This window comes from Massilia orientalis (genome assembly GCF_030411975.2).
GTDB classification, from domain to species: Bacteria; Pseudomonadota; Gammaproteobacteria; order Burkholderiales; family Burkholderiaceae_D; genus Telluria; species Telluria orientalis.
Genome location: NZ_JASNRB020000028.1, coordinates 44,910 through 70,306, shown reverse-complemented (window position 1 = coordinate 70,306; position 25,397 = coordinate 44,910). Strand labels below are relative to the sequence as shown.

At 66.7% G+C, this 25,397-nt stretch carries 25 protein-coding genes; 2 read left to right on the top strand and 23 right to left on the bottom strand.

The features are described 5' to 3' along the window. Positions 1 to 228: 228 nt before the first annotated feature. Positions 229 to 495 (bottom strand): 30S ribosomal protein S20, encoded by a 267-nt coding sequence (gene rpsT / locus QPK29_RS29535; protein ID WP_036237481.1) that lies wholly within the window; start codon positions 493 to 495, stop codon positions 229 to 231. A gap of 178 nt (positions 496 to 673) precedes the next feature. Between rpsT and murJ the strand changes: the two genes are divergently transcribed. Next, entirely contained in the window at positions 674 to 2,218 is a 1,545-nt protein-coding gene (murJ, locus tag QPK29_RS29530) for a murein biosynthesis integral membrane protein MurJ (RefSeq protein ID WP_371772412.1), read from the top strand. On the opposite strand, the gene QPK29_RS29525 is transcribed toward murJ, so the two are convergent. From QPK29_RS29525 to gspG, 11 genes are read right to left on the bottom strand one after another with little or no spacing between them, the layout of a single operon-like run. Next, positions 2,211 to 2,921: a type II secretion system protein gene (locus tag QPK29_RS29525; protein ID WP_371772413.1), complete on the bottom strand. Its 711-nt coding sequence runs from the start codon at positions 2,919 to 2,921 to the stop codon at positions 2,211 to 2,213. The two genes, murJ and QPK29_RS29525, sit on opposite strands and share 8 nt — an antisense overlap. Next, on the bottom strand, positions 2,908 to 3,288 hold the full coding sequence (locus QPK29_RS29520; RefSeq protein WP_371772414.1) for a type II secretion system protein: 381 nt from the start codon (positions 3,286 to 3,288) through the stop codon (positions 2,908 to 2,910). Before QPK29_RS29520 ends, QPK29_RS29525 begins: the two co-directional genes overlap by 14 nt. 4 nt (positions 3,289 to 3,292) lie before the next feature. After that, positions 3,293 to 3,772: a type II secretion system protein gene (locus tag QPK29_RS29515; RefSeq protein WP_056127097.1), complete on the bottom strand. Its 480-nt coding sequence runs from the start codon at positions 3,770 to 3,772 to the stop codon at positions 3,293 to 3,295. Positions 3,773 to 3,779: 7 nt separating this feature from the next. Continuing rightward, on the bottom strand, positions 3,780 to 5,903 hold the full coding sequence (locus QPK29_RS29510) for a secretin N-terminal domain-containing protein (protein WP_400189884.1): 2,124 nt from the start codon (positions 5,901 to 5,903) through the stop codon (positions 3,780 to 3,782). Next, on the bottom strand, positions 5,900 to 6,493 hold the full coding sequence (locus QPK29_RS29505; protein WP_371771759.1) for a hypothetical protein: 594 nt from the start codon (positions 6,491 to 6,493) through the stop codon (positions 5,900 to 5,902). Before QPK29_RS29505 ends, QPK29_RS29510 begins: the two co-directional genes overlap by 4 nt. Further along, complete coding sequence (locus QPK29_RS29500) at positions 6,490 to 7,077, bottom strand: hypothetical protein (RefSeq protein ID WP_371771760.1); 588 nt, start codon at positions 7,075 to 7,077, stop codon at positions 6,490 to 6,492. Before QPK29_RS29500 ends, QPK29_RS29505 begins: the two co-directional genes overlap by 4 nt. Continuing rightward, complete coding sequence (locus tag QPK29_RS29495; protein WP_371771761.1) at positions 7,074 to 7,631, bottom strand: PilN domain-containing protein; 558 nt, start codon at positions 7,629 to 7,631, stop codon at positions 7,074 to 7,076. Before QPK29_RS29495 ends, QPK29_RS29500 begins: the two co-directional genes overlap by 4 nt. Continuing rightward, a complete protein-coding gene (locus tag QPK29_RS29490; RefSeq protein WP_371771762.1) occupies positions 7,628 to 8,449 on the bottom strand; it encodes a hypothetical protein in 822 nt (273 codons plus the stop codon). The genes QPK29_RS29495 and QPK29_RS29490 overlap by 4 nt, the downstream gene beginning before the upstream one ends. After that, a complete protein-coding gene (locus tag QPK29_RS29485) occupies positions 8,442 to 10,133 on the bottom strand; it encodes a GspE/PulE family protein (RefSeq protein WP_371771763.1) in 1,692 nt (563 codons plus the stop codon). The genes QPK29_RS29490 and QPK29_RS29485 overlap by 8 nt, the downstream gene beginning before the upstream one ends. Beyond that, positions 10,130 to 11,317 carry a type II secretion system F family protein gene (locus tag QPK29_RS29480; protein WP_056127090.1) on the bottom strand — a complete coding sequence of 396 codons (1,188 nt, stop codon included), beginning with the start codon at positions 11,315 to 11,317 and terminating at the stop codon, positions 10,130 to 10,132. Before QPK29_RS29480 ends, QPK29_RS29485 begins: the two co-directional genes overlap by 4 nt. 21 nt (positions 11,318 to 11,338) lie before the next feature. After that, positions 11,339 to 11,782: a type II secretion system major pseudopilin GspG gene (gene gspG, locus QPK29_RS29475; RefSeq protein ID WP_056127088.1), complete on the bottom strand. Its 444-nt coding sequence runs from the start codon at positions 11,780 to 11,782 to the stop codon at positions 11,339 to 11,341. A 472-nt stretch (positions 11,783 to 12,254) separates the two neighbouring features. On the opposite strand from gspG, the gene QPK29_RS29470 reads away from it, so the two are divergent. Beyond that, positions 12,255 to 12,515, top strand: coding sequence for a hypothetical protein (locus QPK29_RS29470; RefSeq protein WP_056127085.1), 261 nt, complete (start codon positions 12,255 to 12,257; stop codon positions 12,513 to 12,515). On the opposite strand, the gene QPK29_RS29465 is transcribed toward QPK29_RS29470, so the two are convergent. From QPK29_RS29465 to wecB, 11 genes are all read right to left on the bottom strand, one after another. After that, the gene (locus QPK29_RS29465; RefSeq protein WP_371771764.1) at positions 12,516 to 13,235 is read right to left on the bottom strand and encodes a LuxR C-terminal-related transcriptional regulator; all 720 of its coding nucleotides are present in this window, start codon (positions 13,233 to 13,235) and stop codon (positions 12,516 to 12,518) included. A gap of 2 nt (positions 13,236 to 13,237) precedes the next feature. Beyond that, complete coding sequence (locus tag QPK29_RS29460) at positions 13,238 to 13,921, bottom strand: winged helix-turn-helix domain-containing protein (RefSeq protein ID WP_371771765.1); 684 nt, start codon at positions 13,919 to 13,921, stop codon at positions 13,238 to 13,240. A 215-nt stretch (positions 13,922 to 14,136) separates the two neighbouring features. Then, positions 14,137 to 14,697, bottom strand: coding sequence for an NF038129 family PEP-CTERM protein (locus QPK29_RS29455; RefSeq protein WP_371771766.1), 561 nt, complete (start codon positions 14,695 to 14,697; stop codon positions 14,137 to 14,139). 14 nt (positions 14,698 to 14,711) lie between these two features. Next, positions 14,712 to 17,699, bottom strand: coding sequence for an ExeM/NucH family extracellular endonuclease (locus tag QPK29_RS29450; protein WP_371771767.1), 2,988 nt, complete (start codon positions 17,697 to 17,699; stop codon positions 14,712 to 14,714). A 101-nt stretch (positions 17,700 to 17,800) separates the two neighbouring features. Beyond that, positions 17,801 to 18,829, bottom strand: a complete 1,029-nt coding sequence (locus tag QPK29_RS29445; protein WP_371771768.1) for a TIGR03790 family protein — start codon at positions 18,827 to 18,829, stop codon at positions 17,801 to 17,803. 75 nt (positions 18,830 to 18,904) lie between these two features. Further along, complete coding sequence (locus tag QPK29_RS29440; protein WP_371771769.1) at positions 18,905 to 19,618, bottom strand: PEP_CTERM-anchored TLD domain-containing protein; 714 nt, start codon at positions 19,616 to 19,618, stop codon at positions 18,905 to 18,907. A gap of 121 nt (positions 19,619 to 19,739) precedes the next feature. Beyond that, a complete protein-coding gene (locus tag QPK29_RS29435) occupies positions 19,740 to 21,158 on the bottom strand; it encodes a mannose-1-phosphate guanylyltransferase/mannose-6-phosphate isomerase (protein WP_371771770.1) in 1,419 nt (472 codons plus the stop codon). Next, positions 21,155 to 22,321, bottom strand: a complete 1,167-nt coding sequence (locus QPK29_RS29430) for a sugar phosphate nucleotidyltransferase (protein WP_056127070.1) — start codon at positions 22,319 to 22,321, stop codon at positions 21,155 to 21,157. The genes QPK29_RS29435 and QPK29_RS29430 overlap by 4 nt, the downstream gene beginning before the upstream one ends. Positions 22,322 to 22,339: 18 nt before the next feature. Beyond that, positions 22,340 to 23,338, bottom strand: coding sequence for a UDP-glucose 4-epimerase GalE (gene galE / locus QPK29_RS29425; protein ID WP_056127067.1), 999 nt, complete (start codon positions 23,336 to 23,338; stop codon positions 22,340 to 22,342). A gap of 137 nt (positions 23,339 to 23,475) precedes the next feature. Further along, complete coding sequence (locus QPK29_RS29420) at positions 23,476 to 24,225, bottom strand: WecB/TagA/CpsF family glycosyltransferase (protein WP_371764728.1); 750 nt, start codon at positions 24,223 to 24,225, stop codon at positions 23,476 to 23,478. Between the two features lie 15 nt (positions 24,226 to 24,240). Next, entirely contained in the window at positions 24,241 to 25,365 is a 1,125-nt protein-coding gene (gene wecB, locus QPK29_RS29415; RefSeq protein WP_371771771.1) for a non-hydrolyzing UDP-N-acetylglucosamine 2-epimerase, read from the bottom strand. Positions 25,366 to 25,397 lie beyond the last annotated feature (32 nt).

The following is a 25,397-nucleotide window of genomic DNA, read 5'->3' as shown; positions in this document are numbered from 1 at the left end:
CGACCTCAGTTGGATCACCACGCCTTCCAGCTCGCCCTACTTACACTGATCAATTTGGTGCAGGTTGTGAAAATTTGTGGGGAAGGGTCAGGGTCAGACCCCGTTTTTTGGCAACAGGTCATAGGCAACGGGCTTTGGAAAACAAAAAACCCGCCGGACGCAAGTCGGGCGGGTCTTCATCACGCTCAGCGCGCGACCAGGGCCGCGCGGGCGTTGCTGTCGGGTGTATTAAGCCGACAGGGCCTTGATGGCGGCAGCCAGGCGGCTCTTGTGGCGAGCGGCCTTGTTCTTGTGGATGATTTTCTTGTCAGCGATGCTGTCGATGGTCGACACGGACTGCTGGAAGATTTGCGAAGCAGCGGCCTTGTCGCCAGCCTGGATGGCCTTTTTGACGGCCTTGATTGCGGTACGCAGAGTCGAGCGCTGAGCCGAGTTGTGTGCGTTTTGCTTGACTGCTTGACGAGCGCGCTTGCGCGCCTGTGCGGTATTTGCCATGGAATTTCCTAATCGGGGTCAAGTTGCGTTTGCAAACATTCAAACCGGCCCATTCCAGTGCCTGCCAAACGAGTGTCTGCTAACAGAATTCAATACAGCCCTCGATTATAGCGAAGGTTTCATCGAAGGGCAAATCCTGGTTCGTTTTTGTGCAATAGCCCAGCTATAATCGCGGGCTATGAACCTACTCAAGACCCTGGCAGCCATCTCGAGCATGACGATGCTGTCCCGTATCACCGGCCTGTTGCGCGACTCCCTGTTTGCCCGCGCGTTCGGCGCCAGCGATTATACCGACGCCTTCAACATCGCCTTCCGCCTGCCCAACCTGCTGCGCCGCCTGTTCGGCGAAGGCGCGTTCTCGCAGGCGTTCGTGCCGATCCTGGCCGAGTACAAGAGCCAGAAAGGCGATGCCGCCACCCGCACCCTCGTCGACCACGTCGCCAATACGCTCGTGTGGGCGACGCTCGCGACGAGCGTCGTCGGCATCATCGGCGCGCCCATCGTCCTGTACGTCATCGCCAGCGGCCTCGAAGGCCCCGCGTTCGACGCCGGCGTCGTCATGACCCGGCTGATGTTCCCGTACATCCTGTGCATGTCGTTCGTCGTGCTGGCCGGCGCCGTGCTGAATACCTGGCGCGAATTCAAGATCCCCGCGTTCACGCCCGTGCTGTGGAACCTGTCGTCGATCTTCTTCTCGCTGTTCATGGTGAAGTATTTCGACGTGCCGATCTATTCGATGGCGGTGGCCGTGATGGTCGGCGGCGTGCTGCAGGTCGGCATCCAGATCCCCGCGCTGAAGCGCATCGGCATGCTGCCGCGCCTGTCGATCAATCCGTTCGCCGGCCTGTCCGACCCGGGCGTGCGCCGCATCCTCAAGAAGATGGGCCCGGCGGTGTTCGCCGTGTCGGCCGCGCAGATCAGCCTGCTCATCAACACCAACATCGCGTCGCGCCTGGGCGCCGGCAGCGTCTCCGTGCTGCAGTACGCCGACCGCTTGATGGAATTCCCGACCGGCATGCTCGGCGTCGCGCTGGGCACGGTGCTGCTGCCCAGCCTGTCGAAGGCGAATGCGGACGGCGATCCCGCCGAATACTCGGCCCTGCTCGACTGGGGCCTGCGGTTGACGTTCCTGCTCGCGCTGCCCGCCGCCGTCGGTCTCGCCACGCTGGCCGAACCGCTGATCGCCACGCTGTTCAACTACGGCGCGTTCAACGCGCGCGCCGTCACGGCCGCCACGGCGCCGCTGATGGCCTATGCGGCCGGCCTGCTCGGCATCATCCTCGTCAAGATCCTCGCCCCGGCCTTCTATGCGCGCCAGGACATCCGCACGCCGGTCAAGATCGCCGTCGGCGTCCTCATCGCCACCCAGCTGATGAACCTCGTGTTCGTGCCGGTACTGGGCGTGGCGGGCCTCGCGCTGTCGATCGGCCTCGGTGCGTGCATCAACGCGAGCTTCCTGTTCACGGGCCTGCGCCGGCGCGCGATCTACGTGCCGCATGCGGGCTGGCTGGCGTTCTTCCTGAAAGTCGTCGTGGCCGTCGCGCTGATGGGCGCCGTGGCCTGGTTCAGCCAGGCGCAGCTCGACTGGGCCGCGCTGCGCGCCCATCCCCTGCTGCGCGCGGGCGCCCTGTTCCTCATCATTGGAGCCTCCGCCGTCGTGTATTTCGCCGTGCTGCTGGCGCTGGGCTTCCGGCCGCGCCACTTCATGCGCCGCGCTAAGTAGCCGGGACGGGCTGGGGTCCCTCCGCGGGCTCGCCCTCTTTCTCTTCCTTCTCCGGCGGCGCAGCGGCACCCGGCGCCTGCTCGGCCGGCGCGGGCGGCGGCGCGTCCCGCTCGGGAAACAGCGACGGCTGCGGCGGCGTGCCCGCGGGCGGGTCCTGGAACAGCGACGGCTGGCCGGGCATTTGCGGCTTGCCCTGCGCGAGCACCTGCCCCTGCATCAGCGCCTGTCCGGTCGCCGCGAACTTCCAGTCCGACACGTGCTGCTTGTTCTCGAAACCGGAAAAGCGCTTGTCGAAATTTGCCACTTTCAGCGGCTTCGCCTTCGACAGGCTGTACACGGCCAGCACGCCGCGCCGGTCGCCGGGATTGGCCCACACGATGCCCCACTCGGCCTTGCCCGTCAGCGGGTCGACGAAGATCTTGCGCAGATGCCGGCGCACGCCGGGAAAACGCGGATCCTTCAGCAGTTCCTGCAGCGACGGCGGCTGCGCCGGCTGGCCCTTCGGCGTCGCTTCGGCATACGTACGCAGTGCCTCGCCGAACGCGGCGCCGATGTCCAGCAGTTCTTCCTCGGCGGCCGCGCGCCGCAGCAGCGCGTCGACCTTCAGCGTGGCCGCGCCCACGAGGCCGATCACGGTCACGAGGATGATGAGGCCGAGGTAAGTAAAACCGCCCTCGCGCCGCGGCGTCCTACCATTCCGCATACGGCTTGCCGTTGCGGCCCGTGCCCGGCGCGCCGCTGTGGATGTCGTGGATGCCGCCCTTGTCGCCATCCTCCGGCGGGACGACCGTCCAGGCCGAGTCGCTGTCCGCGATCGGATCGAACGGCAGCGCCGGCAGGTATTTTTTCTCGACGAGCTGCTGCAGCGAATCCGGATAGCGCCCCGTGTCCTCGTGAAACTGGTCGATCACGGCACGCGTGTTGCGCAGGTTCTCGGCGAGGATGGTCTCCTTGGTGCTGTCGACCTTCGGGAAGAAGCGCGGTGCCGCGAGCGTGAGCAGCAGCGCCACGATGCCCAGCACCACCAGCAGTTCGATCAGGGTAAAACCCCGTTGTCGTTCGACGTTCATGTCTTCACCAGCGGTCGTAGGGGATGCCGTTCAGCCCGACCTTGCCCGAGGTCGAGTAGACGTCGTACACGTCGTCGCCCTCTTTCGGCTCGTCCGGCTCGCTGGCGTAGCTGCGCTTGCCCCACGTCTCGGCATCCTTCAGGTCGGGGTCGCCGTTGAACGGGTCGCGCGGCAGGCGGCGCAGAAAAAAGATCTTCGCCTTCTTCGGGCTGCGCTGGTCCGGCACGCCCTCGACGAGCACTTCCAGCTTCGGCGGATAACCGCTGGCGCCGGCCTGGCGCGCCACGCGGCCTTCGTCGCCGGCCTTCTTGTAGGCGTCGAGGGCGGCGCGGATCTCGCGCAGCGCCACGCGCAGCTCCTGTTCGTGGCGGCGCTGCAGCGCGATCTGCGCGGTCGGCACCACCAACGTGCCGAGCAGCGCCAGGATCGCGAGCGTGACGAGCAGCTCGATCAGGGTGAAGCCGCGCCGGCGCCGGGTGCTCATCTCACGCTTACTTCTGGTTCGGGAACGCGGCCTGCGACGCCGGCACGCGGTTGGCGGCCGGCTGCACGGGCGTGACCTCCGGCTGCGGCAGCGGCGTGATGTCGATCGCGGGCGCGGACGGCAGTTCCGACGGCGAGCTGGACGCCGGCGCGGGCGGCAGCGTGCCGGTCCTGCCGACGCTGGTGGCCGGCACCATGCCGGTTTCGCCAATCACGGGCAACGGCGCGGGCGACGGCGCCGGCGGCTGCGGTTGCGACTGCGCGGCGGGCGGCTGCACGGCGCCGGCGGGCGGCGCCGGCGGGCGCGCGGGCGCAGCGGCCGGCGCCGCGCGCGCACCCTGCGCCGGAATCTGCACCGGCGTGCGCACGTTCGTGTCGGGACGGCGCCGGAAGCTGGATTCCGTGCCAGCGCTGAATTCGGAGCTCGATGCCGGCGGGCGCTGCAGGGTGCGGATCAGGTGCGGCGTGATCGACAGCACGACCTCGGTCTTGTTGCGCGTGTCCTGCTGGCTGCCGAACAACCGGCCCAGTATCGGCAGGTCGCCGATGCCCGGCAGCTTCGTGCTGCTGGAGCGGTCTTCGTTCTTGATCAGGCCCGCCAGCACCTGGTTCTCGCCATCCTTCAACTGCAGCATCGTGGACGCCGAGCGCGTGCCGATGCGGTACGCCGTCGTGCCGCCCTTCGTCGTGACCGTGTCGACGAGGTTGCTGACTTCCAGCGAGATGCGGATGCCCACCTCGTTGTTCAGGTAGATCGTGGGCTCGACGTCCAGCTTCAGGCCCACGTCGACGTAGTTCACGGACTCGGACGCGAAGCCGCCCACGCCCGACGAGATGGTCGTCGTGATGGTCGGCAGCTTGTCGCCGATGACGACCTTGGCCTTTTCCTTGTTGCGCACGCGGATGCGGGGCGCGGCCAGGGTGTCGGAGTCGCCGTCCGTCTTGCTGGCGGTGATCGAACCGGCGATACCGGTCACGCCGATCGTCGTGCTGTCCAGGTGGTGCAGCTGGTCGATCGTGATCGCGCCGCCGGCCGCCGACGTCAGCGGCGCGAACGCCAGGCTCGTGGGCCAGTCGATGCCCAGGTCGAGCAGGCGGTTGCGCTGCACTTCCAGCACCTCGACGTCCAGCATCACCTCGGCCTCCGGCACGTCCTGCAGCGCCACGAGCTGCGACGCCAGCTTCACGGCTTCCGGCGTGTCGCGCAGGATCACGAGGTTGAGCTTCTCGTCCACCACGACGTCCTTCGATTTCAGGATCGTCTTGAGCGTGTTGCCGATGGACTTCGCGTCCGCATTGGCCAGGTAGAAGGTCTTCACCGTCATCTCCTGGTATTCCTTCTGCTTGGCCGCGATGTTCGGGTAGATCAGGATCGTGTTGCCGTCCATGACCTGGCGCTCCAGCTGGTTCGTCATCAGGAGGTAGTACACGGCCGCTTCCACCGTGCTGTTCTTCAGGAAGACCGACGCGCGCTGGTCCGTCTTGACGTCCTTGTCGAACAGGAAGTTCAGGCCCGAGTGACGCGCGATGACTTCGAAGATCTGCTTGATCGGGGCGTCGCGGAATTCCAGGTTGATGGGCGTGCGGAACGCGGCCGCCAGCGCCGCCTCGGGCGAATTCGCCGCGATCTTTTCGTTCACCTCGGCCAGCAACTGGCGCGCCGGTTCGTACGTCGGACGCTCCGTCAGGATGGCGGTCAGCTTCGTTTTCGCCGCGTCGTAATCCTTGCGGTCCAGCGCGGCGCGCGCTTCGCCCATCAACACGCCGTGGCGGCGGTCGGCATCCACCTGGCGCAGGCCGGCGCGGGCGCGGTCGTTGAGCGGATCGATCGCCAGCACGCGCCGGTAGTCCGCCACGGCCAGGTCGACCTTGCCGTCGGCCAGTTCACGGTCGGCCTGCGGCAGCAGGCGGTTCGTGGCTGCATCGCGGGCGCGCAGGTACGCGGACTTGTACTGGACGTTGGCCGGATCGGCGGCCAGCGCTTCCTGGTACTTGGTGAGCCCGGCCTCGACCTTGTCCTGGGCCACGAGCTCGTTCCCTTCGCGGTAGGCCATTTGGGCCGCGCAGCCGGACAGCAGGATGGCGAGCAGCGCCGGGAGCAGGCGCCGGGCCAGAGTTGGGCGAGCGATCAATCGAATACTCCAATATTGAGCTGCTGAACCTGGTTCAGCGGGAGGTAGGTCAGGGTCAGGACCGGCGGCGCGATGGACTCGACGCGGTACGTCCCGTCGATCACGGCGCCCTTGTCGCGCACGACGTACGTGCGGTCGCCGCGCGCCAGGTAGACTTCCCAGGCGCCGTCGCCGACGGACTTGCCGATGAAGGTGAACGGCAGCGGCGGCGCGGTGGGCGGCGGTGGCGGCGGCGCGGGTTGCGGCGGCGGCGGCGGGGGCGGCGGCGGCGTCCAGTCCTGGCGCCCGAACGGACCGGCGCCGTTCTGCCCCTGGCCGAACGCGGCGTCGCCGTCCCCGATCAGCGTGTCGCGCGGCACCAGCGCGAGGATCTGCTGTCCCGCGGGCGCATCGCCGGCCCTGGCCGCCGGCACGGCGGGCACCGGTGCCGGCGCGGCCGTGCGCACGAGCGCCGCCTTCGCGACGGGACGCTCGGCCGGCTCGGCGATGTCGCCTTCCGGCGACCGGTCGCCGAACGCGGCCAGCAGCGCGGCGCCGACGAGGGCCAGCGCGAGGATCGCGTGGCGTGGCTTGATGTCGGCCTTCTTCATGACGGATCCGTCCCGTCGCGCAGGTACAAGGTCAGCTTCAGGCGCGCGTCCACCGTCGCGTCGCCGATGGCGTCGCGGTGGAAGGTGATCTCGTCCAGCGAAGCGAACGGAATCGTGCGCAGCGCCGCCATCGCGAACTGCCAGATCGCCGCGTAGCTTCCTTTCACCGGCAGGTTGACCTGGTACGTGTACACCTTCGCGTTGCGGTCATAGCCAGGCTTGTACTCGCCCTGGCGCAGCACGAGGCCCGACTTGGTCGCGAGGCCGAACAGCGTCTTGACCTGCTGCTCGGCGCTGCCGCGCACGCCCAGTGCGCCGTAGAAGGCGGCGAGGTTGTCCGGGGCCTGCACGGGCACGGGTGCCGGCGCGGATGCAGGTGCGGGCGCGGTGGCCGCCTGCGCCTGTTGTTTCGCCTGCGCGGCGCGTGCTTCCTGCGCCCGTTCCATCGCCCACACGGCATGCAGCGTCCACGCCAGCGCGCCCGCCATCACGAACACGAGGATGCCGGCCGCCGCCACGAGCGGATTCGCGCGCAACAGCATCAGGCGCAGGCGCAGCAGCGGCGACGTCAAGGTCGTCTTCATCGCGCGGACCTCCACTGCGCATCGATCTGGAAGCGGATCGGCCGGTTCGCGTCCTGTTCGTTGATCTCGTGGCGCGCCAGCAGGACGGTCGTGAACCACTCGACGCGCTGCAGCGCCTCGACGTAGGCGATCATGTCGTCGCTGTTCTTCGCTTCCGCCGTGATGCGCACGCTGCTCTTCCTGGCGTCCGGTTCCAGCGCCAGCAGCGCGATGGTGGCGGGCGTCGCCGCCTGGACGGCGTCGTGCAGCCCGCGCCACGGCAGGTTGAGCTGCTGCACGGACGCGTTCACGGCGCCGGCCTGCGCGGGCGGCACCGTGCGCGCGGGCGCGGCGACGGGCGTGCGCGCGACGGCGCGGGCCTGCGCCTGCGCCTGCGCGACCTGCGCCGTCCGTTGCGCCTCGATGGCTTGCAGCCTGCGGTATTGCGTGATGCTGCTGCCGAGCCCCGGCGCCAGCCCGAGGGCCACGAACAACAGGCTCCACGTCCCGCGCGGCGCGCGGTGCCACGTGCGCGCGAGGCTGGGCGGCGCGAAATCGATACGTACCTTCTTCATGGCGCCCTCCCCGTCAGCGCGAGCCGGGCGCAATCGGGCCACAGCGGATCGGTTTCGTCCTCGAACAGCGTGCAGGCGAATTTCAGCCGGCCGGCGCTGCTCGCCCAGCCCTTCGGTGCCGGGCCGCAGATCTGCAGGCGCTCCGGCCGCGACAGGCCCACGCGCAGGGCCTCGCGCGCCACGTGGCCCTCGAGCCAGTCGCGGTCCGCGCCCGCGGGAATCGGCGCGGTGCGCACGGCCGCGAGCAGGTCGCCGTCGAACGCGGCAACACTCAACACGCCGCCGTGCACGACGCCGAACCACGCGCCCGCGCGGCGCACGCGGTGGTGCTGGTTCAACGCGGCGACGAATTGCGGCACGATCTCGACCAGCCTGAAACGCTGGGAGATTGCTGCCGTCGTCAGTTGTTCGAGCAGGGACAGCGGCACCGCGGCCGCGAGGAACGGGCGCGCGGCATCCCAGTCCGCGCTGATGCGCCACCCGGACACGCCGCCGCCGAACAGCGCCTGGTAGCGCAGCATGGCCGCCGCTTCCAGGTCGGCGAGGCGCGTCGCGCCTTGCGGCGGCGTCACCTGCCACAGGCGCGCGAGGTCGTCGGCCAGCACCACCGTCACCGGCAGGCCGGCCACGTCATGCTCGCCCAACAGCATGCCCAGCGCCGCGCCGAGCGACACCGGATCGGCGCCCGTCGCCGCCACCTGGCCGAGCAGGCGCGCGCGCTCGTGCGGCCAGATACTGGTGCGCACGAGCGCCAGCGCGTCCGGCGCGATGCCGATGCGCAGCGACTGGCCGAAGCTCGACTTGAAACCATTAAGCATGCAGCGTGACCCTCCGGATTTCCTCGATGGTGGTGGCCCCGCGTTTCACGAGATCCAGCGCCGCGAGGCGCAGGCTGCGCGTGCCGTTGGCGGCGGCGGCGGCCTTGATGCGGCGGATCGGCTGCTTGTCGACGATCAGCTCGCGGATCTCGTCGTTCAAGGTCAGGATCTCGGCGATCGAGCGGCGGCCCTTGTAGCCGGTGCCGCGGCAATCGCCGCACCCCAGGCCGTGCATGAATTGATAGTCGTGCACGTCGGCGCGCGTCAGGTGCGCGGACGCCAATTCGTCATCGGAAGGCGTGTACTGGACCACGCAGCGCGGGCAGTTCATGCGGATCAGGCGCTGGGCCCAGATGCCGTTCAGCGCCGACACGAACGCGTACGGGTCGATGCCCATGTGCGTGAAGCGGCCGAACACGTCGAACACGTTGTTGGCGTGGACCGTCGTCAGCACGAGGTGGCCCGTCAGCGCCGACTGCACCGCGATCTCCGCCGTCTCGCGGTCGCGGATCTCGCCGACCATGATCTTGTCCGGGTCGTGGCGCAGGATCGAGCGCAGGCCCTTCGCGAACGACAGCCCCTTCTTTTCATTGACGGGAATCTGCAGGATGCCCGGCAGCTGGTATTCGACGGGGTCCTCGATCGTGATGATCTTTTCGCGGCCGTTGTGGATCTCGGTCAGCGCCGCGTACAAGGTCGTCGTCTTGCCGGAGCCCGTCGGTCCCGTCACGAGCAGCATGCCGTACGCCTCCTGCGCGAGCATGCGCAGCGTCGCCAGCGACGGCGCGTCGAAGCCCAGCGCTTCCAGCGTGAGCGAGCCGTAGGCTTCGATCATCGCGCGCTTGTCGAGGATACGGATGACGGCATCCTCGCCGTGGATGCTGGGCATGATCGACACGCGCAGGTCGATCTCGCGCCCGGCCGACTCCACGCGGAAGCTGCCGTCCTGCGGGATGCGGCGCTCGGCGATGTCCAGCTCCGCCAGCACCTTCAGGCGCGAGACGATGTGCTCCGCCAGCTCGATGCCGCCGACGGACGCCGCGTGATCCAGCACGCCGTCCACGCGGTATTTCACCGCGAGTCCGCCCGCGGTGCTCTCCAGGTGGATGTCGGAGGCACCGGCTTTCAAGGCGTCGTACAAGGTCGAGTTCACGAGCTTGACGGCGGGGCTCGCGGCTTCCGACACGGACGCGAACGACAGCACCGTCGCGCTCTTGCCGTCGCGGCGCCCCTCCCCGCTGTCGCCGACGAGCGTGTCGACGGCGCGCGCGGATTCCTCGTGCTTGCCGAGATAGGCCTGGATGTCCGATTGCAGCGCGAGGCGCAGGTGCAGCGGAGACGCCGCCGTCGCGCCGGCCTGCGCCTGCAGCCACGTCTGCAGGTCGAGGTCGAACGGGTCCGCGATCACGCCCGTCAGGTGTTTCGCATCGTCGCGCAGCAGCACGCAGTGGCGCGCGAGCGCCTGCGCCAGCGGCAGCAGGTCGAACGCGGGCTGCTGGCCGAACATCTCCGGCGTTTCCATCGTCGACAGGCCGAAGGGCTCGGCCAGCAGGCGCACGATCTCGCGCGGCTCCAGGCCCGACAGGCCCTGCAGCTCTTCGACGAGGGAACGGCGCGATTGCCGGCTCTGCGCGCGCGCGCGCGCCAGCAATGCGGCATCCAGGGAGGCGAGCGGCGCGTTCACGACATGTCTCCGGCGAGATCGAATATGGGCATGTACAACAGCACGACGATGGCGCCGACGACGAGGCCGATGGCCGCCATCAGCAGGGGTTCGAAGGTACGGGTGAAACGGTCGATCCAGCGGCCGATCTCGCCGTCGTAGAACGCGGCCGAACGCGTGAGCATCGTGCCCATCGAGCCCGTGCGCTCGCCCACGCGCAGCATGCGCAGCGAGATCGGCGTCGTCAGGCCGTTCGCCTCGAACGCGTCGGACATCGGCCGTCCCGCCTCGATCGCGGCGCGCGCCGCTTTCAGGCCGCCGGCGATACCGGGCGATACCATGCCCTGCACGGTGTCGATCGCGTTCACGAGCGTGATGCCGCCTTCGTTGAGCATGCCCAGCGTGAGGTACAGGCGCGAGAGTTCATAGATGCGGGCGCGCTCGCCGATGCCGGGCAGCCTGGCCAGCAGGCGCGCGGCGCCGCCCTGTTTCAGGGCACGCCGGATCGCCCAGGCGGCCAATGCGACGAAGGCGGCGAAGCCGATGAAGAGTCCCCCCGCATGCCGGCCCGCGAACTGGCCCCAGTCCAGCATCAGGCGCGACATCCACGGCAGGTTGCGGCCCGCGCCCTGGTACACCTCGGCGAAGCGCGGCACGACGTACGACATCAGAAAAATGCTCACGCCGCCGCCCACGAGCAGCAGGATCGCAGGATAGATGGACGCGCTGACGACCTTGGCGCGCACGGTGTCGATGCGCTGCTGGTATTCGATATAGCGTTCGAGCGCGCGCGGCAGGTCGCTGGTCCCCTCGGCCGCGCGCACGATGCCCACGTAAAGCGGCGGGAACAGCGCGGGCTGCGCGGCCATCACGGCCGACAACCGCTTGCCTTCGCGCAGGCCGGCCAGCAGCCGTTCCAGCACGCTGCGCGTGGCGGGACTGGTTTCCTTTTCCAGCAGCGCTTCCAGGCCTTCGACGATGCCCAGGCCCGCCGTCAGCAGCGCGAGCAGTTCCTGGCTGAACAGCACGAGCGACAGCTTGCCGCCGCGCTGGCGGCGCAACAGCGGCGCCTGCACGGGTTCGATCGCGCTGACGAACAGCCCGCGCGCCTCGACCTGGCGGCGCGCGTCCGCCTCGTCGAGGGCGTCGACGAGCACGCTGGCGATGCGCATGTCGGGCGCAAGGGTGCGAACCGCGAACTGCATGGGAGCGACAGGCGGGAGGCGTTATTGGGAGCTGAGGTCGGCGTTCTCGCCTTCGCCGCCCGGCTGGCCGTCCTTGCCGAGCGAGAGTACTTCGTACTCGCCCTTCGTGCCGGGCGCGCGGTACTGGTAGGCGTGGCCCCACGGATCGAGCGGGACACCCTTCTTCAGGTACGGGCCGTTCCACTTGCCGGACGCCGTCGACGGCGCCGTGAGCAGCGCGGCCAGGCCCTCCTCCGTCGTCGGATAGCGGCCGACGTCGAGGCGGTACGTGTCCAGCGATTTTTCGAACGCTTCGATCTGGGCCTTGGCGACCGTGACCTCGGATTTGCCCAATTGGGAGAAATATTTCGGGCCGACGTAAGCCGCCAGCAAACCGATGATAACGATAACTACCAAGAGTTCAAGCAGGGTAAAACCAGCCTGGCGGACCCGCGCGGCGGTGTCCTGGTTCTGCACACGATACATCCAACCGACTCCTCTATTGCTTTAGTGTAAAGCCTTGCGTGAAGGCTACCATGGCCCCGTCATGGCGACAAATCATTTTCCCGCATCGATCGTCGGTGGAATTCGCGAACGGATTTCTTGTTCGCAAAATTTTAACCGCGTTCTGCTTGCCTGAACACTGTTACAGCAATCGTCCCCCCATCCCTGGGGTCGGGAATACGGACTGCCTAGCATACCCCGTTATCTGTGTGAAATCCTTTATGATTTTTCGTTAATTGAAGAAGGATTTATGTGGTTTTTGCGCGATTTTTTCTCGACTGCATTTAAAGTTTCTTTGAGGATATTTCCTAACATCATCGCTTATCGTCGTTTATTTCCACGCGAAAATCTTTCGAAAAGATAATATTTGCACGAAATTAACAACAAAAATATTGAGCCACGGAAAAACCGAGGTTACAGTGACGCATCGATGAGTTTTGCGTTGCCTTGAATCATGAAAATCTCCGCTTTCCGTACCGCTGTCGCCGTCACCCTCGCCACCCTGCTCGCCGCCTGCGGCAGTGGCGCCCAGATCGACCAGCCGGTCCAGACCGCCGCGATGACCGGCAGCGCCGCCCAGGTCGCCTCGGCCAACTCGCCCGCCCCGGATTGCGCGGCCGATGGCTGCCAGGGCCTGCGCATCATCGACGCGAACGCCGAAGCCTACCGCTACGAAGCCATGCGCCGCGCCGCCGCCGACGCACCGCAGTCCTGATCACTGCTCCAGCAGCCGTAAATCCATGCAGCGCGCCAGCGCATGCGCCCGGTTGTTGACGCCGAGCGTGCGGTAGATCCGCTGCAAATGGTTCTTGACGGTCAGCGCACTGATCCCCAGCAACCTCCCCACCTCGTCATTGCTCTTCCCCGCCCGCAGCCAGCCGATGATTTCGGTCTCGCGCGCGGAGAGCGCACGTGCCGGCGCCCCGTCCACGGCCGTCCGCGCCGCCGGCAGCCGCCCCAGCGCCAGGTGCAGGTGCGGCAGCAGCAGCTCCAGGAAATACGCGTGACGCGCCGTCGGCCGCGCCGCCAGGCCGAACATTAAAAACACGCTGCCCCCGGCGCTCGTCGGCCCGGTGCCATGCGCGAGCACGTTGTCGAACCCCAGCCGCAGGATCTCGCCGCCCAGGCCGTCCGGCGCCTCGTGCGCGTCGATCGCCGCTGCCAGCCGTCCACCGCGCGCGATGCGCAGCGCCAGATCGGTCAACGCCTGCTGCGCCCCCGGCGCCAGCACCGTGCCGTGCAGGCATTCCACCCGCGCCAGCGCGCCGCCATGGCCGAATTGCAGGCACACGAGCACCCGGTGCGGCAACAGCGCCTGCACCTGGCCCTGGGTCCACAGGAAGAACTGGTGCGGGCCGGCCACGCGCAGGCCGGACTCGATGGCGCACAGCAGGTATTCCTGCTCCTGGCGGCTGAGGATGACGACGGGGTCCACGGTCAGGCGACGAAGCGGTAGCCGGTGCCGCGCACCGTTTCGATATGCTCCTGGTGACCGCTCGGCTGCAGCGCGTGGCGCAGGCGGCCCACGTGGGCGTCGACGGTGCGCTCCTCCAGCACGGCGTGCCGGCCCCAGACCTTGTCCAGCAATTGCGAGCGGGTGTGCACCCGCTCCGGATGGTGCATGAGGAAGTTTAGTAAACGGAATTCGACGGGCCCCAGCGCGATGGGGCTCGCCCCGGCCACCACGCGCTGCGTGTACGGATCGAGGTGCAGGCCCGCCATCTGCACGGCGTCGACGGACGCATGCGGCGCACGCCGGCGCAGCACGGCCTGCATGCGGGCCAGCAGCTCGCGCGGGTTGAACGGTTTCGTCAGGTAGTCGTCGGCGCCGGCCTCCAGCGCGAGGATCTTGTCGTGCTCCCCTGCGCGCGCGGACACCATGATGATGGCGATCCCGCGCGTGCGCGCCTGCGCGTGCAGGCGCCGGATCAGCGCTTCGCCCGACTGGCCGGACAGGTCCCATTCCAGCAGCAGCATGTCGGGGACGGCATCGTCGAGCAGGACGAGCGCCGACTCGGCGTCCGCGCACAGGCGGACGTCGTGGCCGGCACGGGCCAGGTTCAGTTCCAGCAGTTGGCGGACGGCCGGGTCGGGGTCCACCACGAGGACATGTGCGCGCATATAAGGTCCTTGTCTCGGCGACAACAGGAACGAATATGCACTAAGCAAAGTCCTCTGAACAATATGATTTCTATTGGAAATTCATATGTTTATCGAATAAATGACCGACACGCAGCCCCGGTCATCCCCGCGCAAGCGGGGATCCATACTGAGCTGGCCTGAGTGGCTCAGCATGGACTCCCGCTTTCGCGGGAGCGACGGTGCAAAGTAACGAATCAGGCGCGGCGCCGCTGCATCGCCCCCAGCAAGACCAGGCCGGTCGCGACGATCAACCAATCCGCCGGCTCCGGCACCGGATTCACGGTCGCGAAGCCGGGATCGACGGCAATCGCCGCCGGCTCCCCCGCCACCAGGCTGATCTGCGCCGCCTGGAACGACAGGTAGTCGCCCACGCTGTCGAGCAGGCTGACCGACAGCCCGATGCTGCCGCCGTCCGTCGGCACGCCGCCGAACGTCACGTCGAAGCCGAATTTGCCGCCCAGCGTGATCGACTGGAAGAACTCCGAGAACGCGTCGCTCGAGAACGTGTATGAACCGCCCGATTGCACCACGTTGTCGAACGACGGCGTGCCCGTGAAGGCCCCGTCCAGGCCGCTGATCGTCGCCGTCAGCACGTCGCTCGTGGCGAACGGCAGGAAGTCGATCTGCATGTAGCCGTCGCCGCTCGTGCCCGTCGTGTCGAGGGCCACGTGGTAGACCGGGTTCGCGCTCGCGGCGCCGGCCAGCAGGGACAGCGCCAGCAGCGCGCGGGAGAAGAAGGTTTTCAGGTTCATCATGTGCGGTCTCTCAATCAAAAGGTGCCGGAATACAGTTTGGACGTGAACGTGATGCTCGTCTTCGACGGGTTCGTGAAGGTCAGCGCCACGGTCACGGCCGCGCCCGGTGCGAGGGTCGTGCCCGGCAAGGTCACGTAGGGCGCGCCGTTGAAAGCGCCGCTCCGGTTGTCGAGCGTGACGCCGGCCGGCAGGCCCTGCAGCACGTATTGCAGCGGGCCGGACAGCGCCGCACCGCTCGTGTTCGTGAACGTCACGTTGCCGCTGAATTTACCGGTGACGCGGTTGTAGCCGAGCGTGCCCGGCACGATCTTCACGCTGGCCGTGACGTCGGCGTAGGCCGGCGCCAGGTTCAGGCTCACGACGACCGGATCGTGGTCGGACGCGCGGAACGGATTGTTCACGTACGGGTCGTCGGCGGTGTCGCCGAGGTTGTAGTCGATCGCATCAGGCTCGTCCGCATTGTTGTGCCACTCGGTCACGCCGGCCACCTGCGGGTCGAGTGCGCCGCTGGCCAGCGCGTGGTCGAGGTAGCCGCTCTGGCCGTCGAACACGTACGAATACGGGGTGCCGTTCGGCCGCACGAAGCGCTCCAGCTCGTTGACCATGCCGTTGTCCGTCAGGTACGCGATCGGGTCTTCATGGCCGTACGCGTTGAAGTCGCCCACGGCGAGCACGTCCGGATCGCCCGCGGCCGCCACGACGGTCGGGATAAAGTAGGTGAACAGGCGCTTGGCCTGCAGTACGCGGGTGGCGGTCCAGCAACCCTGGCCGTCGCCGCCGTCCGTGTCGCCGGCACCGGCGCCGCCGCAGCTGCCCTTCGACTTCAGGTGGTTGACGATCAGCGAGAACTTCGCGCCGTTCGCGTTGACCTTGAACGTCTGCGCCATCGGCGGACGGTTGTTGACGGCGTCGCCGTCCGACAGCGCGCCGCCCACCGGCGTCAGCACGGCCGGTTTGTAGATCATCGCCACGCGGATCGCGTCCGTGCCCGTCGCGGCCGGTTTCGCCACGTAGGCGTACGTCGGCGTGGGCGCGCCGATCGCCTGGTTCAGCGCGTCGACGAGGTAGCTCACCGTGATGTCGCCGTTGTTCTGGATTTCCATCAGGCCGACGGCGTCCGCGTTCATCGCTTTCAATTCATTGACGATCTTGTCGCGCTGGCGGTTGAACTCGGCCAGGTTGTCGGCGCCGCGGCAATTGCTCCTGGACGGTGCGGACGAGCCGATCGTGCAGCCCTGCCCCGTGCGGCCCCATGCGTCGGTGCCGTCCGTGAACGTCGTGAAGAAGTTCAGCACGTTGGCGCTGGCCACGCGGACATTGCCCGCCACGACGGTCGGCGCATCCTCGCGCGCGTTCGTGCGGCTGAACACGGGCGTCTCGGTCGGTTGCAGCTTGTACCAGCCGCCGCCCCCGCCGATGGCGCCGAAGTCGAGTACGCCGACGAGGTCCGTCACCGTATCGCCCGCGCGCACGGTCTTGTCGGCAGCGAGGTAAGGGATGTGCGGCGGCACGGTGAAGATGCCGTCGTCCAGGACCACCATGTTCTGCGCGTTGGCGGCGATCAGCGCGTTCGCGTCAAGCGTGCCGGCGCGGTAGCGGTTCGTCGGCGTCTCGCGGCGGCCGTTGGCCAGCACCAGTTCGCCGCGGTCGCCCAGGTAGCTGTTGCCGTTGACGGTCAGCGGACTCGTGAAGCGCACGAGCATGCCTTCGTAGTGGCTCAACTCGGTCGGCAGGTCGATGTTGACGGGCTGGATCGTGTTGCCGCTGCCGAGGACCGTGGCGGCGCTGACGTCCTTCAGTTCCGTGTACGAGCGTTTCGCACCGTTCGGCGTGAACTCCGTCACGGTGCCCGTCACGCGCACGAGGTCGCCTTCTTTCACCGCGGCTGCGGTCGAGGCGCCGAACACGAAGATCGCGTCGGACGTGTCCGGGTCGCCGTCGCCCTGCGGATCCTGGATGGTGAAGCCGCTGCCCAGTTTCTTCGTGACGACGCCGGACGTGGTCTGCACCGTGTTCACGTACGGGCTCGCCAGGCCGCTGCCCTGGATCTGCGGGATCTTGACGAGGCCGCTGACGGCCACGTTGACGGTGCAGCTCGCGGTCTGGCTCGCGTCGTTGCCGAACGTGATCTCGACCGGATATGTGCCGGCCGGCAGGCTCGCGTCGACGACGAGGGTCGCGGTCGCCGTACGGTTATCAGAGGTGGCCGGCGTGAAGCCCGTCAGGCTGATGCCGGACACGGCGCCCTTGCTGATGGCGGCCTTGTCGACGAGGCTGTCGGCGTCGCTCGCCTGCAGCGGCGCGGTCGTGCCGGTGCCCACGTCGATGCCCACGCTGCCCGGGCAGGCCAGCACGATCGGCAGCGGCAGCGGTCCGCCGCTGCACGACATGCGTTCGCTGGCCGTGGTGCGCGGGCTTGCTGCGCCGGTGACGAAGTCGCTGCTATTGTCGTTGGAGTCCAGGCAGCCATTGTTCTTGCGAATCACGGCCAGCGTGTTCGACGGCGCCGGCGTCGCGCCCGAGCCTTCGTAATAGCCGGCGGTGGTGCCGAAGCCGACGAGGTCGACGACATTGTCGACCGGCTTGCCGCCCGCCAGTGCCGTGATCGAGTTGACGAGCGCGACCTTGCCGGCCGTCGCGCTCATCGGGATGGTGCCGGTGGTGTCCGGCGTCAGCGCATCCGTGCCGCCGCTGCCCATCGCCTCGTGCACGAGGTAGTACTGGCCGGCGGCCAGCGTGACGCTGGCGGGCAGCTTCGTCACCTGCCAGGTCGTCCCCGTGGCCGATGCGTATTGCACGCTCCAGTTGGTCAAGGTGACGGCCGTGTCGCCCGTGTTCAGCAGCTCGATGTAATCGTTCTTGTAGGTGGCGCCGGAATTGCCGCCGCCGCCATAGACCTGGCTGATGACGACACCGCCCGGCGCGGCGAACACGGGGGCGGACAGGCCGGCCAGCAGCGCGGCCAGCACGGTCATGCGTCCTGGAGAATGCAAATGTGTCATGGGTTATCCTGGAAATGATTTGTCAATGCAACACTTAACAAATGTATATTAAATGCACAAATTGACAACATCATGACCACGGATTAGTCCGAACGGACCAATCAGCGTTTGCGGTAGGGCGCAGCCAAGGGTTCGCCGATGAACAGGCCCTGCGTGGGCCAAGCGACGCTCTTCCAGTAGGCCTCGATTGCGCTATTGCCCTGCACATAGTGCTTGAGCAGCACCGCCGGATTCGGGAATTTCTGCCAGTGGTTGCAGGGCTCGCTGACGGTGCCGTAACTGGCGGTCGCGCCCGCTTCCAGCCAGCGCAGGCTGCTCATCTGCTCGCCGCCGAGCAGGTCGCCGCCCAGCGACGTCAGGTGATCCGCCAACGCGCCGGGCAGGAAATGCAGCGTGTCCAGTTTGGCGACCTCGGCCATGCCCGTCTCGTAGATCATGACGTCCTGCGCGCCGTCCAGCACGTCGGCCTGCATCGTCTTCGTCGCCAGCTTGCGCGCGGCGATCCTGCCGGCTGGCGGGAAGAACTGCGCGCGGGAATTGCGCGCCTTTTCCGACGTCGCCAGGAAGTAGGCGGTGGCCGGCACGATCCGGAAACCCGCGCTGGCGCCGCGGTCGATGAGGGCTTTTGCCTGCTCCACGGATTCCGTCGGCAGCAGCATCGAGATGCGGATCTTCAGGTCGGTGTAGGGACGAGGAGAACTGGAATTGAAGTAAGGGCTCGGCCGCCCCGGCAAACACGTCTTGATGCACTGGTCGGGATCGAACCCGAGGCTGTAGGCGCCCGTGATCGAATTGCACGCGACCTTGTACGGCGCCGTCCATACCATCAGCACGGCCTGCACCTCGGGCCGCAGGTGCGCGTCGATCTCTTCCTTCAATTGCGCGAAGCGTTCCGGACTGATCTCGTGCGGCTTGCCGGGAATGCGCACGTGCACGACATTGGCCGCCGGGATGCCGCGCCGCTTGCGGTAGTACTCGCCGACCTTGACGCTGTTCGGCTCGGCATCGTTGATGACGATCGCCAGCTGATCCGGCTGGAGGTTGGAAGCGCTGACGAACTGGGCGCGGGCCGGTGCCGTCAGGACGGCGGCGAGGAGCAGAAAGAGGCAGAGTCTCGGGATCCGGATCATAGGCAGTGGCAACGTAATGAAAGACGGGAGCGCGAGGCTCCCGTTCATCATGCCACAGCTTGCAAGGCAAACAACTTAGGAACGGCTTAGCGTACGCTTGCGCACGGTAACGCCGAGGATGCAGATGCCAGCCAGCAGCATCGCGACGTTCCCGGGCTCCGGCACGGGCGAAATCGCGAACACTTCCATTGCATTCAGCTTCACGATCTCGCCGTGCAGGCTGCCGTCGATGATGCTGTAGCCTTCGTTCGCCGGATTTCCATAGCTCAGTTGCCACGACGTGGCGGCCGTCAACGCGTCGTTGACGTACAGGTCCGGCCCGGAACCGAAGATGGGACCGTAGCCGACCTCGTTGTACGTCTGGCGCAAGCCCTGGCTCGGCAGCACGTAGTCGGTGAGGACTTGCCGGTACACGGCCGGGGTCGTCATGTTGAACAGGAAGGCCGTGCGCTGCCAGTCGCGCTGGGTCTCGTGCCAGCCTTCGCTTGAGGCCCAGCTCTGCGGGTTGTAGCCGCCCACGAGGTAGCTCGCGCCGGCGTCGTTCGTCACGTCGAACAGGGTGAAGGTCGCGCCCTTCCCGTCCGCGCCGGCATGGAAGGCGTCCGACGTATCGCCGGGACGCAGGGTGTACACATTGTTGAGGTTGAATTCGCCGGCGCCGAGCCAGCGTTCGAGTTGGGCGTGGCTGTCCGCGTCCAGCAGAGCAGATCCGCCGATGATATCGCCTGCCGCCGCCGTGCCGCCGACGCCGGCGAGCGCGCATGCCGCGATGATCGTCTTCATCTTCATGATGTTCCCCCGATGGGTTTCGACGATGCATTGTATGCCGCATGCGCGCGGCCATACGCACTGTAGCGCTACGGAATCAAGGGAAAGACGCGTCCGCACGGGCGGACGCGGGGAGACACGCTTACGCGCGTTTGTAGATGTCCTCGAAGCGGACGATGTCGTCCTCGCCGAGGTAGCTGCCCGACTGCACTTCGATCAGGTGCAACGGCAGCTTGCCCGGGTTTTCCAGGCGGTGCGTCATGCCGATCGGGATGTACGTGGACTCGTTCTCGGACAGCAGGGTGACGTTGTCGCCGCACGTGACGCGGGCCGTGCCGGACACGACGATCCAGTGCTCGGCGCGGTGGTGGTGCATCTGCAGCGACAGCTTTTCGCCCGGCTTCACGCAGATGCGCTTGACCTGGAAGCGGTCGCCCGCGTCGATGCCTTCGTAATAGCCCCACGGACGGTACACCTTCGTGTGGTACAGGTGTTCCGTGCGCTCGTTGCCCTTGAGGTGGTCGACGACGTTCTTCACGCGCTGGACCATGTCCTTGTGCGCGACGAGCACGGCATCGTTCGTCTCGACGACGACGAGGTCCTTCACGCCCACGACGGCCACGATGCGGCTCTCGGCGCGCACGAGCGTGTTGCTCGTGCTGTCGAGGTAGACGTCGCCGCGGATCGCATTGCCGTTGGCATCCTTGTCCTGCACGTCGGCCAGCGCCGACCAGGAACCGACGTCGCTCCAGCCGATGTCGGCCGCGACGACGACGCCGTCGCGCGTGTGTTCCATCACCGCGTAGTCGATCGAATCGGACGGGCTCGCGGCGAACGCGGCTTCGTCCAGGCGGCAGAAGTCCAGGTCGCGGTAGGCCGACTGCACGGCGGCGCCGGCAGCCTCGGCGATCGTCGGCGCGTGCTTCTCGATCTCGGACAGGAAGCGGTCGGCACGGAACATGAACATGCCGCTGTTCCAGTAAAAGCCGCCGTCGGCGACGAAGCCTTCGGCCGTGTTGCGGTCCGGCTTTTCGACGAAGCGCTCGATCTTGTAGCAGTCGTCGCAGCCCGGCAGCGGCTCGCCGCGGCGGATGTAGCCATAGCCGGTTTCCGGGGCGCTCGGCACGATGCCGAACGTGGCCAGCGCGCCCTGCTCCACCTGCGCCGCCGCGCGTTCCACGGCAATGCGGAACGCTTCGTTCTTTTCGATCACGTGGTCGGCCGGCAGCACGAGCATCACGGCGTCCGGATCCTGCGCTTTCAGGAAGGCCGCCGCGGCTGCCACGGCCGGGGCCGTGTTGCGGCCCGCCGGCTCGAGCAGGATGCCGTGCGGCGTGATGCCGACGCCGCGCAGCTGCTCGGCCACGAGGAAGCGGTGCTCATTGCCGCACACCACCAGCGGCGCCATCAACCCCGGCCAGCCGCGGACCCGCAACGCGGTTTCCTGCAGCATTGTCTTGTCCGTCACCAGCGGCAGCAGCTGCTTGGGCATCACTGCCCGCGACAGCGGCCACAAACGGGTACCGGCACCGCCGGAGAGGATGACTGGGTAAATTTTCATGCGTTGGCTTTCTCTAATGTCTTGTCTGTTTCTTCGGCCTGCTCTGTGCGCCGGCTGCGGCGACGGTCGCGCGCGTTCAGCCACTCCGACGAGCTGTACTCGGAGGAATGCTTCATCTCCCCGGCACGGTCGATGCTGTAGTCTTTGAAAACGATCATTTCATGTAATGTCACGTCGTTCAGCACGCGAGTGTACTCGAAAAGCACACTGCGGACGACCTCGGCACCCTCGCAGATATGGCTGCCGTGGCCGATCCACGTGGGGCCGATGATCGTGGCGCCGGCCTCGATCTTGACGCCGGAACCGATGTAGACGGGGCCCTTGATCGTCGTGCCCCGCCAGTCGATGCTCGTGTTCAGGCCGGTCCACAGGCCGGGCTCGATCTGGATGCCCGGCACATCCATATGGTTGACCTCACCAGTCAGCACGTTCTGCAGCACTTCCCAGTAATCGCTCACGCTGCCGATGTCCAGCCAGTTGAACGGACGGCCCTGGGCATAGAACGGCATGCCCTTTTCGGCCAGCAGCGGGAACAGTTGGGAACCGATGTCGAACTCCACGCCCGACGGGATCAGGTCGATCACTTCCGGTTCGAAGATGTAGATGCCGGTGCTGATGAAGTTCGACAGCGCGTCTTCCTGCTTCGGCTTTTCCTGGAACTGGGTGATGCGGCCGTTCTGGTCGGTCACGACGACGCCATAGCTCGACACCTTGTCCCACGGGACTTCCTTCGTGATGACGGACGCCATGGCACCCTTGCGGCGATGTTCCGCCAGGGCAGCCTTGAGGTCCAGGTCGATCAGCGCGTCGCCGCACAGGACGATGGTCGTGTCGTCGAAGAAGCCGCCGAATTCCTGGATCTTCTTCATGCCGCCGGCCGAACCGATCGGCACGGCGACGACTTCGCCGTCTTCCTTCGTGTAGCCTTCGAAGGAATAGCCGATCTGGACGCCGTACTGCTCGCCCTCGCCGAAGTATTCCTCGATCTTTTCGTGCAGGTGGCTGACGTTCACCATGATCTCGGTCACGCCGTGCTTGCGCAGGTGCTCGATCAGGTAGGCCATCACGGGCTTGCCCAGCACGGGGATCATCGGTTTCGGCAGGTCATAGGTCAACGGACGTACACGCGTACCTTTGCCTGCTGCAAGAATCATCGCTTTCATGGTTCGGTCCTCATACGTTTATTTTGGGGTAGTCTGGTAGCGCCAGGAATCAGCGCACATCTGAGCGATGTCACGCTGCGCGGTCCAACCGAGTTCCTCGCGCGCTTTCGTCGGGTCGGCGTAGCACTTGGCAATGTCGCCGGGGCGACGGTCAACGATCTGGTAGGCGATCGGCTTGCCGCAGGCCTTCTCGAAGGCATGCACCATTTCCAGCACGCTGTTGCCATTGCCGGTGCCGAGGTTGTACGTGTGCAGGCCGGCACCCTGTGCCAGCTTGTCCAGGGTCTTGACGTGGCCGATGGCCAGGTCGACGACGTGGATGTAGTCGCGCATGCCGGTGCCGTCCGGCGTCGGGTAGTCGCCGCCGAACACGGACAGCTTTTCGCGCTGGCCGTTGGCGACCTGGGCGATGTACGGCACCAGGTTGTTGGGGATGCCGTTCGGCTCCTCGCCGATCAGGCCGCTTTCATGGGCGCCGACCGGGTTGAAATAGCGCAGCAGGGCGATGCGCCAGTCCGGCTCGGCCTTGAACACGTCGCGCAGGATGTCTTCGATCATCAGCTTGCTGCGGCCATACGGATTGGTGGCCGACAGCGGGAAGTCCTCCTTGATCGGCACCGAGGCCGGATCGCCATACACGGTGGCCGACGACGAGAACACGAGCGTCTTGCAGCCGAACTTGGCCATCGTCTCGAACAGCGCGACGCTGCCGTAGACGTTGTTGTCGTAGTAGCGCAGCGGCTGCGCCACCGATTCGCCGACCGCCTTCAGGCCGGCGAAGTGGATCACGGCATCGATCTTGTGTGCACCGAACACGGCTTCCATGGCCGCGCGGTCGCGGATGTCGCCTTCGACGAATTCGAAGGGCTTGCCGGTGATCTTTTGCACGCGGTCTTGCACGGAACGCACCGCGTTGTACAGGTTGTCGTACACGACCACGTCGTGGCCGGCGTTCTGCAGTTCCACGACGGTGTGCGAACCGATGTAACCCATGCCGCCAGTAACGAGAATCTTCATGAATGCTCTTCTTTCTTAAAAGTGTTGCCGCCGCCGTGCCCATTCCTTGAGCCGGCGCGCATCGTTATGTTGTCGGCGCGGAACTCCTCCCGCGCCATCCCTGTCTGGTGTTTTGGTGTACTGCAACCTCGTGGACGCTATCGTGCGCCCTTCAACTTCAACTCCTTGAGGAACAGCCAGATGAAGGCCATGTCCTCGATAAAATACCGACGGAACATACGGCGCGGCTCCTGCAGGAAACGGTAGAACCATTCCAGCCCGGACTTCTGCATCCAGAGCGGGGCGCGCTTGACGTGTCCGATCGCCACGTCGAAGGTCCCGCCGACGCCCATGGCGAACGGCACCTTCATCTCGGCCTGCCAGCGGCCGAGGAACTGCTCCTTCTTGGGCGAACTGATCGCCACGAACAACAGGTCGGGGCGCGCGGCGCGGATCTGCTCGACCACGTCCGCTTCTTCCGCCTCGCCCTTCCAGTAACCGTTGCGGTAGCCGGCCAGCACCAGGTTCGGGTATCTGTGCCGGTACGTGGACGCCACCTTGCTCACCACTTCCTCTTTGGCGCCGAGCAGGAACACGCGCCAGCCCTTCTCGCCCGCGCGCCGCATCAGCGCCTCGAACAGGTCGCAGCCCGCGACCCGTTCCTTCAGCGGCCGGCCCAGCAGGCGCGACGCCCACACGACCGGCATGCCGTCGACATTCACGAGCGCGCAATCGTTGATGATCCGGCGCAGTTCCGGATCGCGGCTGGCCTTGACCAGCTTGTCGACGTTGACCACCACGTGTTGATGGGGCCGTCCGCTATGGATGAACCCCTCGACCGTCTGCAATGTCTCTTCCATCGTCAGGTTGTCGATGGAGCACCCCATCAGCGTGATGCGCTCGTTCATGTCTACTCCATGGCGTTATCCGCGGATTTCCTTCGTCAGGACGTCCACGATGCGTTCCGCCGCCTTGCCGTCCCACAGGTGCGGCCGGCGGCCCTGCTTGCCCTCGCCGCGCAGGATCTTGCGCGCCTCGAGGAGGATCGCGGCCGGGTCGGTGCCGGCCAGCACGTTCGAACCTTCGTCCACGGTCACGGGGCGTTCCGTGTTCTCGCGGATCGTGACGCAGGGCACGCCCAGCGCCGTCGTTTCTTCCTGCAGGCCGCCGCTGTCCGTCAGCACGACAGCCGCGTCCTTCCACAGGTTCAGGAACGCCATATAGGCCTGCGGGCCCGCCAGGGTGATGTTCGGACCGAGGTCGATGCCGAACTTCTCGATGTTCGCGCGGGTGCGCGGGTGCACGGGGAAGATCAGCGGCAGGTCGGCCGCGATTTCCTTCAGCGCGCCGGCGATGCGCGCGAACGTGGCCGCATCGTCGACGTTGCTCGGGCGATGCAGTGTCACGACGCCGTAGCGCTCGCCGGCGCCGTTGCCCCCTTTTTTGCGTTCGGCCTTCCACTTGCTCGTCTCGAACGCGGACGCGTCCGCGCTGCCGAGCTTTTCGGCCTGGTACAGCACGTTGTCGACCATCACGTGGCCGACGTAGTGGATCGCGTCCTCTTTCTTGCCTTCGCGGCGCAGGTGTTCCACGGCCGACGGCTCCGTGACGAAGAACCAGTCGGAGATGCTGTCCGTGACGAGACGGTTGATTTCCTCCGGCATCGCCATATCGAAGCTGCGCAGGCCGGCCTCGACGTGGGCGACCGGGATGTTCAGTTTCTTGGCGACGATCGAGCACGCGAGCGTCGAATTCACGTCGCCCACGACGAGCACGGCGTCCGGGCGCTCGCCCTGGCACAGCTCTTCGAAGCCGATCATGATCTTGGCCGTCTGCTGGGCGTGGCTGCCGCCGCCTGCCGCCATGAACACGTCCGGCTGCGGGATGCCCAGTTCTTCGAAGAACACATCGTTCATCTCGCGGTCGTAGTGCTGCCCCGTGTGGATGATCTTGAACGCCGGCGCATCCGCGCGTGCCTGCAGCGCGCGCACGATCGGCGCGATCTTCATGAAGTTGGGGCGGGCACCTGCGACCAGATAGATGAGCATTTGAAACAATCCCTTTAGTTATGGAAAAACGC

Bases quoted from the DNA above. Each gene is read 5' to 3' on its own strand.
- QPK29_RS29500 (WP_371771760.1), bottom strand. From the start codon at position 7,077: ATGAAGACGACCTTGACGTCGCCGCTGCTGCGCCTGCGCCTGATGCTG.
- murJ (WP_371772412.1), top strand. From the start codon at position 674: ATGAACCTACTCAAGACCCTGGCAGCCATCTCGAGCATGACGATGCTG.
- QPK29_RS29445 (WP_371771768.1), bottom strand. From the start codon at position 18,829: ATGATCCGGATCCCGAGACTCTGCCTCTTTCTGCTCCTCGCCGCCGTC.
- QPK29_RS29480 (WP_056127090.1), bottom strand. From the start codon at position 11,317: ATGCAGTTCGCGGTTCGCACCCTTGCGCCCGACATGCGCATCGCCAGC.
- QPK29_RS29520 (WP_371772414.1), bottom strand. From the start codon at position 3,288: ATGAACGTCGAACGACAACGGGGTTTTACCCTGATCGAACTGCTGGTG.
- QPK29_RS29455 (WP_371771766.1), bottom strand. From the start codon at position 14,697: ATGATGAACCTGAAAACCTTCTTCTCCCGCGCGCTGCTGGCGCTGTCC.
- QPK29_RS29435 (WP_371771770.1), bottom strand. From the start codon at position 21,158: ATGAAAATTTACCCAGTCATCCTCTCCGGCGGTGCCGGTACCCGTTTG.
- gspG (WP_056127088.1), bottom strand. From the start codon at position 11,782: ATGTATCGTGTGCAGAACCAGGACACCGCCGCGCGGGTCCGCCAGGCT.
- QPK29_RS29495 (WP_371771761.1), bottom strand. From the start codon at position 7,631: ATGAAGAAGGTACGTATCGATTTCGCGCCGCCCAGCCTCGCGCGCACG.
- galE (WP_056127067.1), bottom strand. From the start codon at position 23,338: ATGAAGATTCTCGTTACTGGCGGCATGGGTTACATCGGTTCGCACACC.
- QPK29_RS29450 (WP_371771767.1), bottom strand. From the start codon at position 17,699: ATGACACATTTGCATTCTCCAGGACGCATGACCGTGCTGGCCGCGCTG.
- QPK29_RS29525 (WP_371772413.1), bottom strand. From the start codon at position 2,921: ATGCGGAATGGTAGGACGCCGCGGCGCGAGGGCGGTTTTACTTACCTC.
- QPK29_RS29420 (WP_371764728.1), bottom strand. From the start codon at position 24,225: ATGAACGAGCGCATCACGCTGATGGGGTGCTCCATCGACAACCTGACG.
- rpsT (WP_036237481.1), bottom strand. From the start codon at position 495: ATGGCAAATACCGCACAGGCGCGCAAGCGCGCTCGTCAAGCAGTCAAG.
- wecB (WP_371771771.1), bottom strand. From the start codon at position 25,365: ATGCTCATCTATCTGGTCGCAGGTGCCCGCCCCAACTTCATGAAGATC.
- QPK29_RS29515 (WP_056127097.1), bottom strand. From the start codon at position 3,772: ATGAGCACCCGGCGCCGGCGCGGCTTCACCCTGATCGAGCTGCTCGTC.
- QPK29_RS29440 (WP_371771769.1), bottom strand. From the start codon at position 19,618: ATGAAGATGAAGACGATCATCGCGGCATGCGCGCTCGCCGGCGTCGGC.
- QPK29_RS29505 (WP_371771759.1), bottom strand. From the start codon at position 6,493: ATGAAGAAGGCCGACATCAAGCCACGCCACGCGATCCTCGCGCTGGCC.
- QPK29_RS29430 (WP_056127070.1), bottom strand. From the start codon at position 22,321: ATGAAAGCGATGATTCTTGCAGCAGGCAAAGGTACGCGTGTACGTCCG.
- QPK29_RS29460 (WP_371771765.1), bottom strand. From the start codon at position 13,921: ATGCGCGCACATGTCCTCGTGGTGGACCCCGACCCGGCCGTCCGCCAA.
- QPK29_RS29490 (WP_371771762.1), bottom strand. From the start codon at position 8,449: ATGCTTAATGGTTTCAAGTCGAGCTTCGGCCAGTCGCTGCGCATCGGC.
- QPK29_RS29470 (WP_056127085.1), top strand. From the start codon at position 12,255: ATGAAAATCTCCGCTTTCCGTACCGCTGTCGCCGTCACCCTCGCCACC.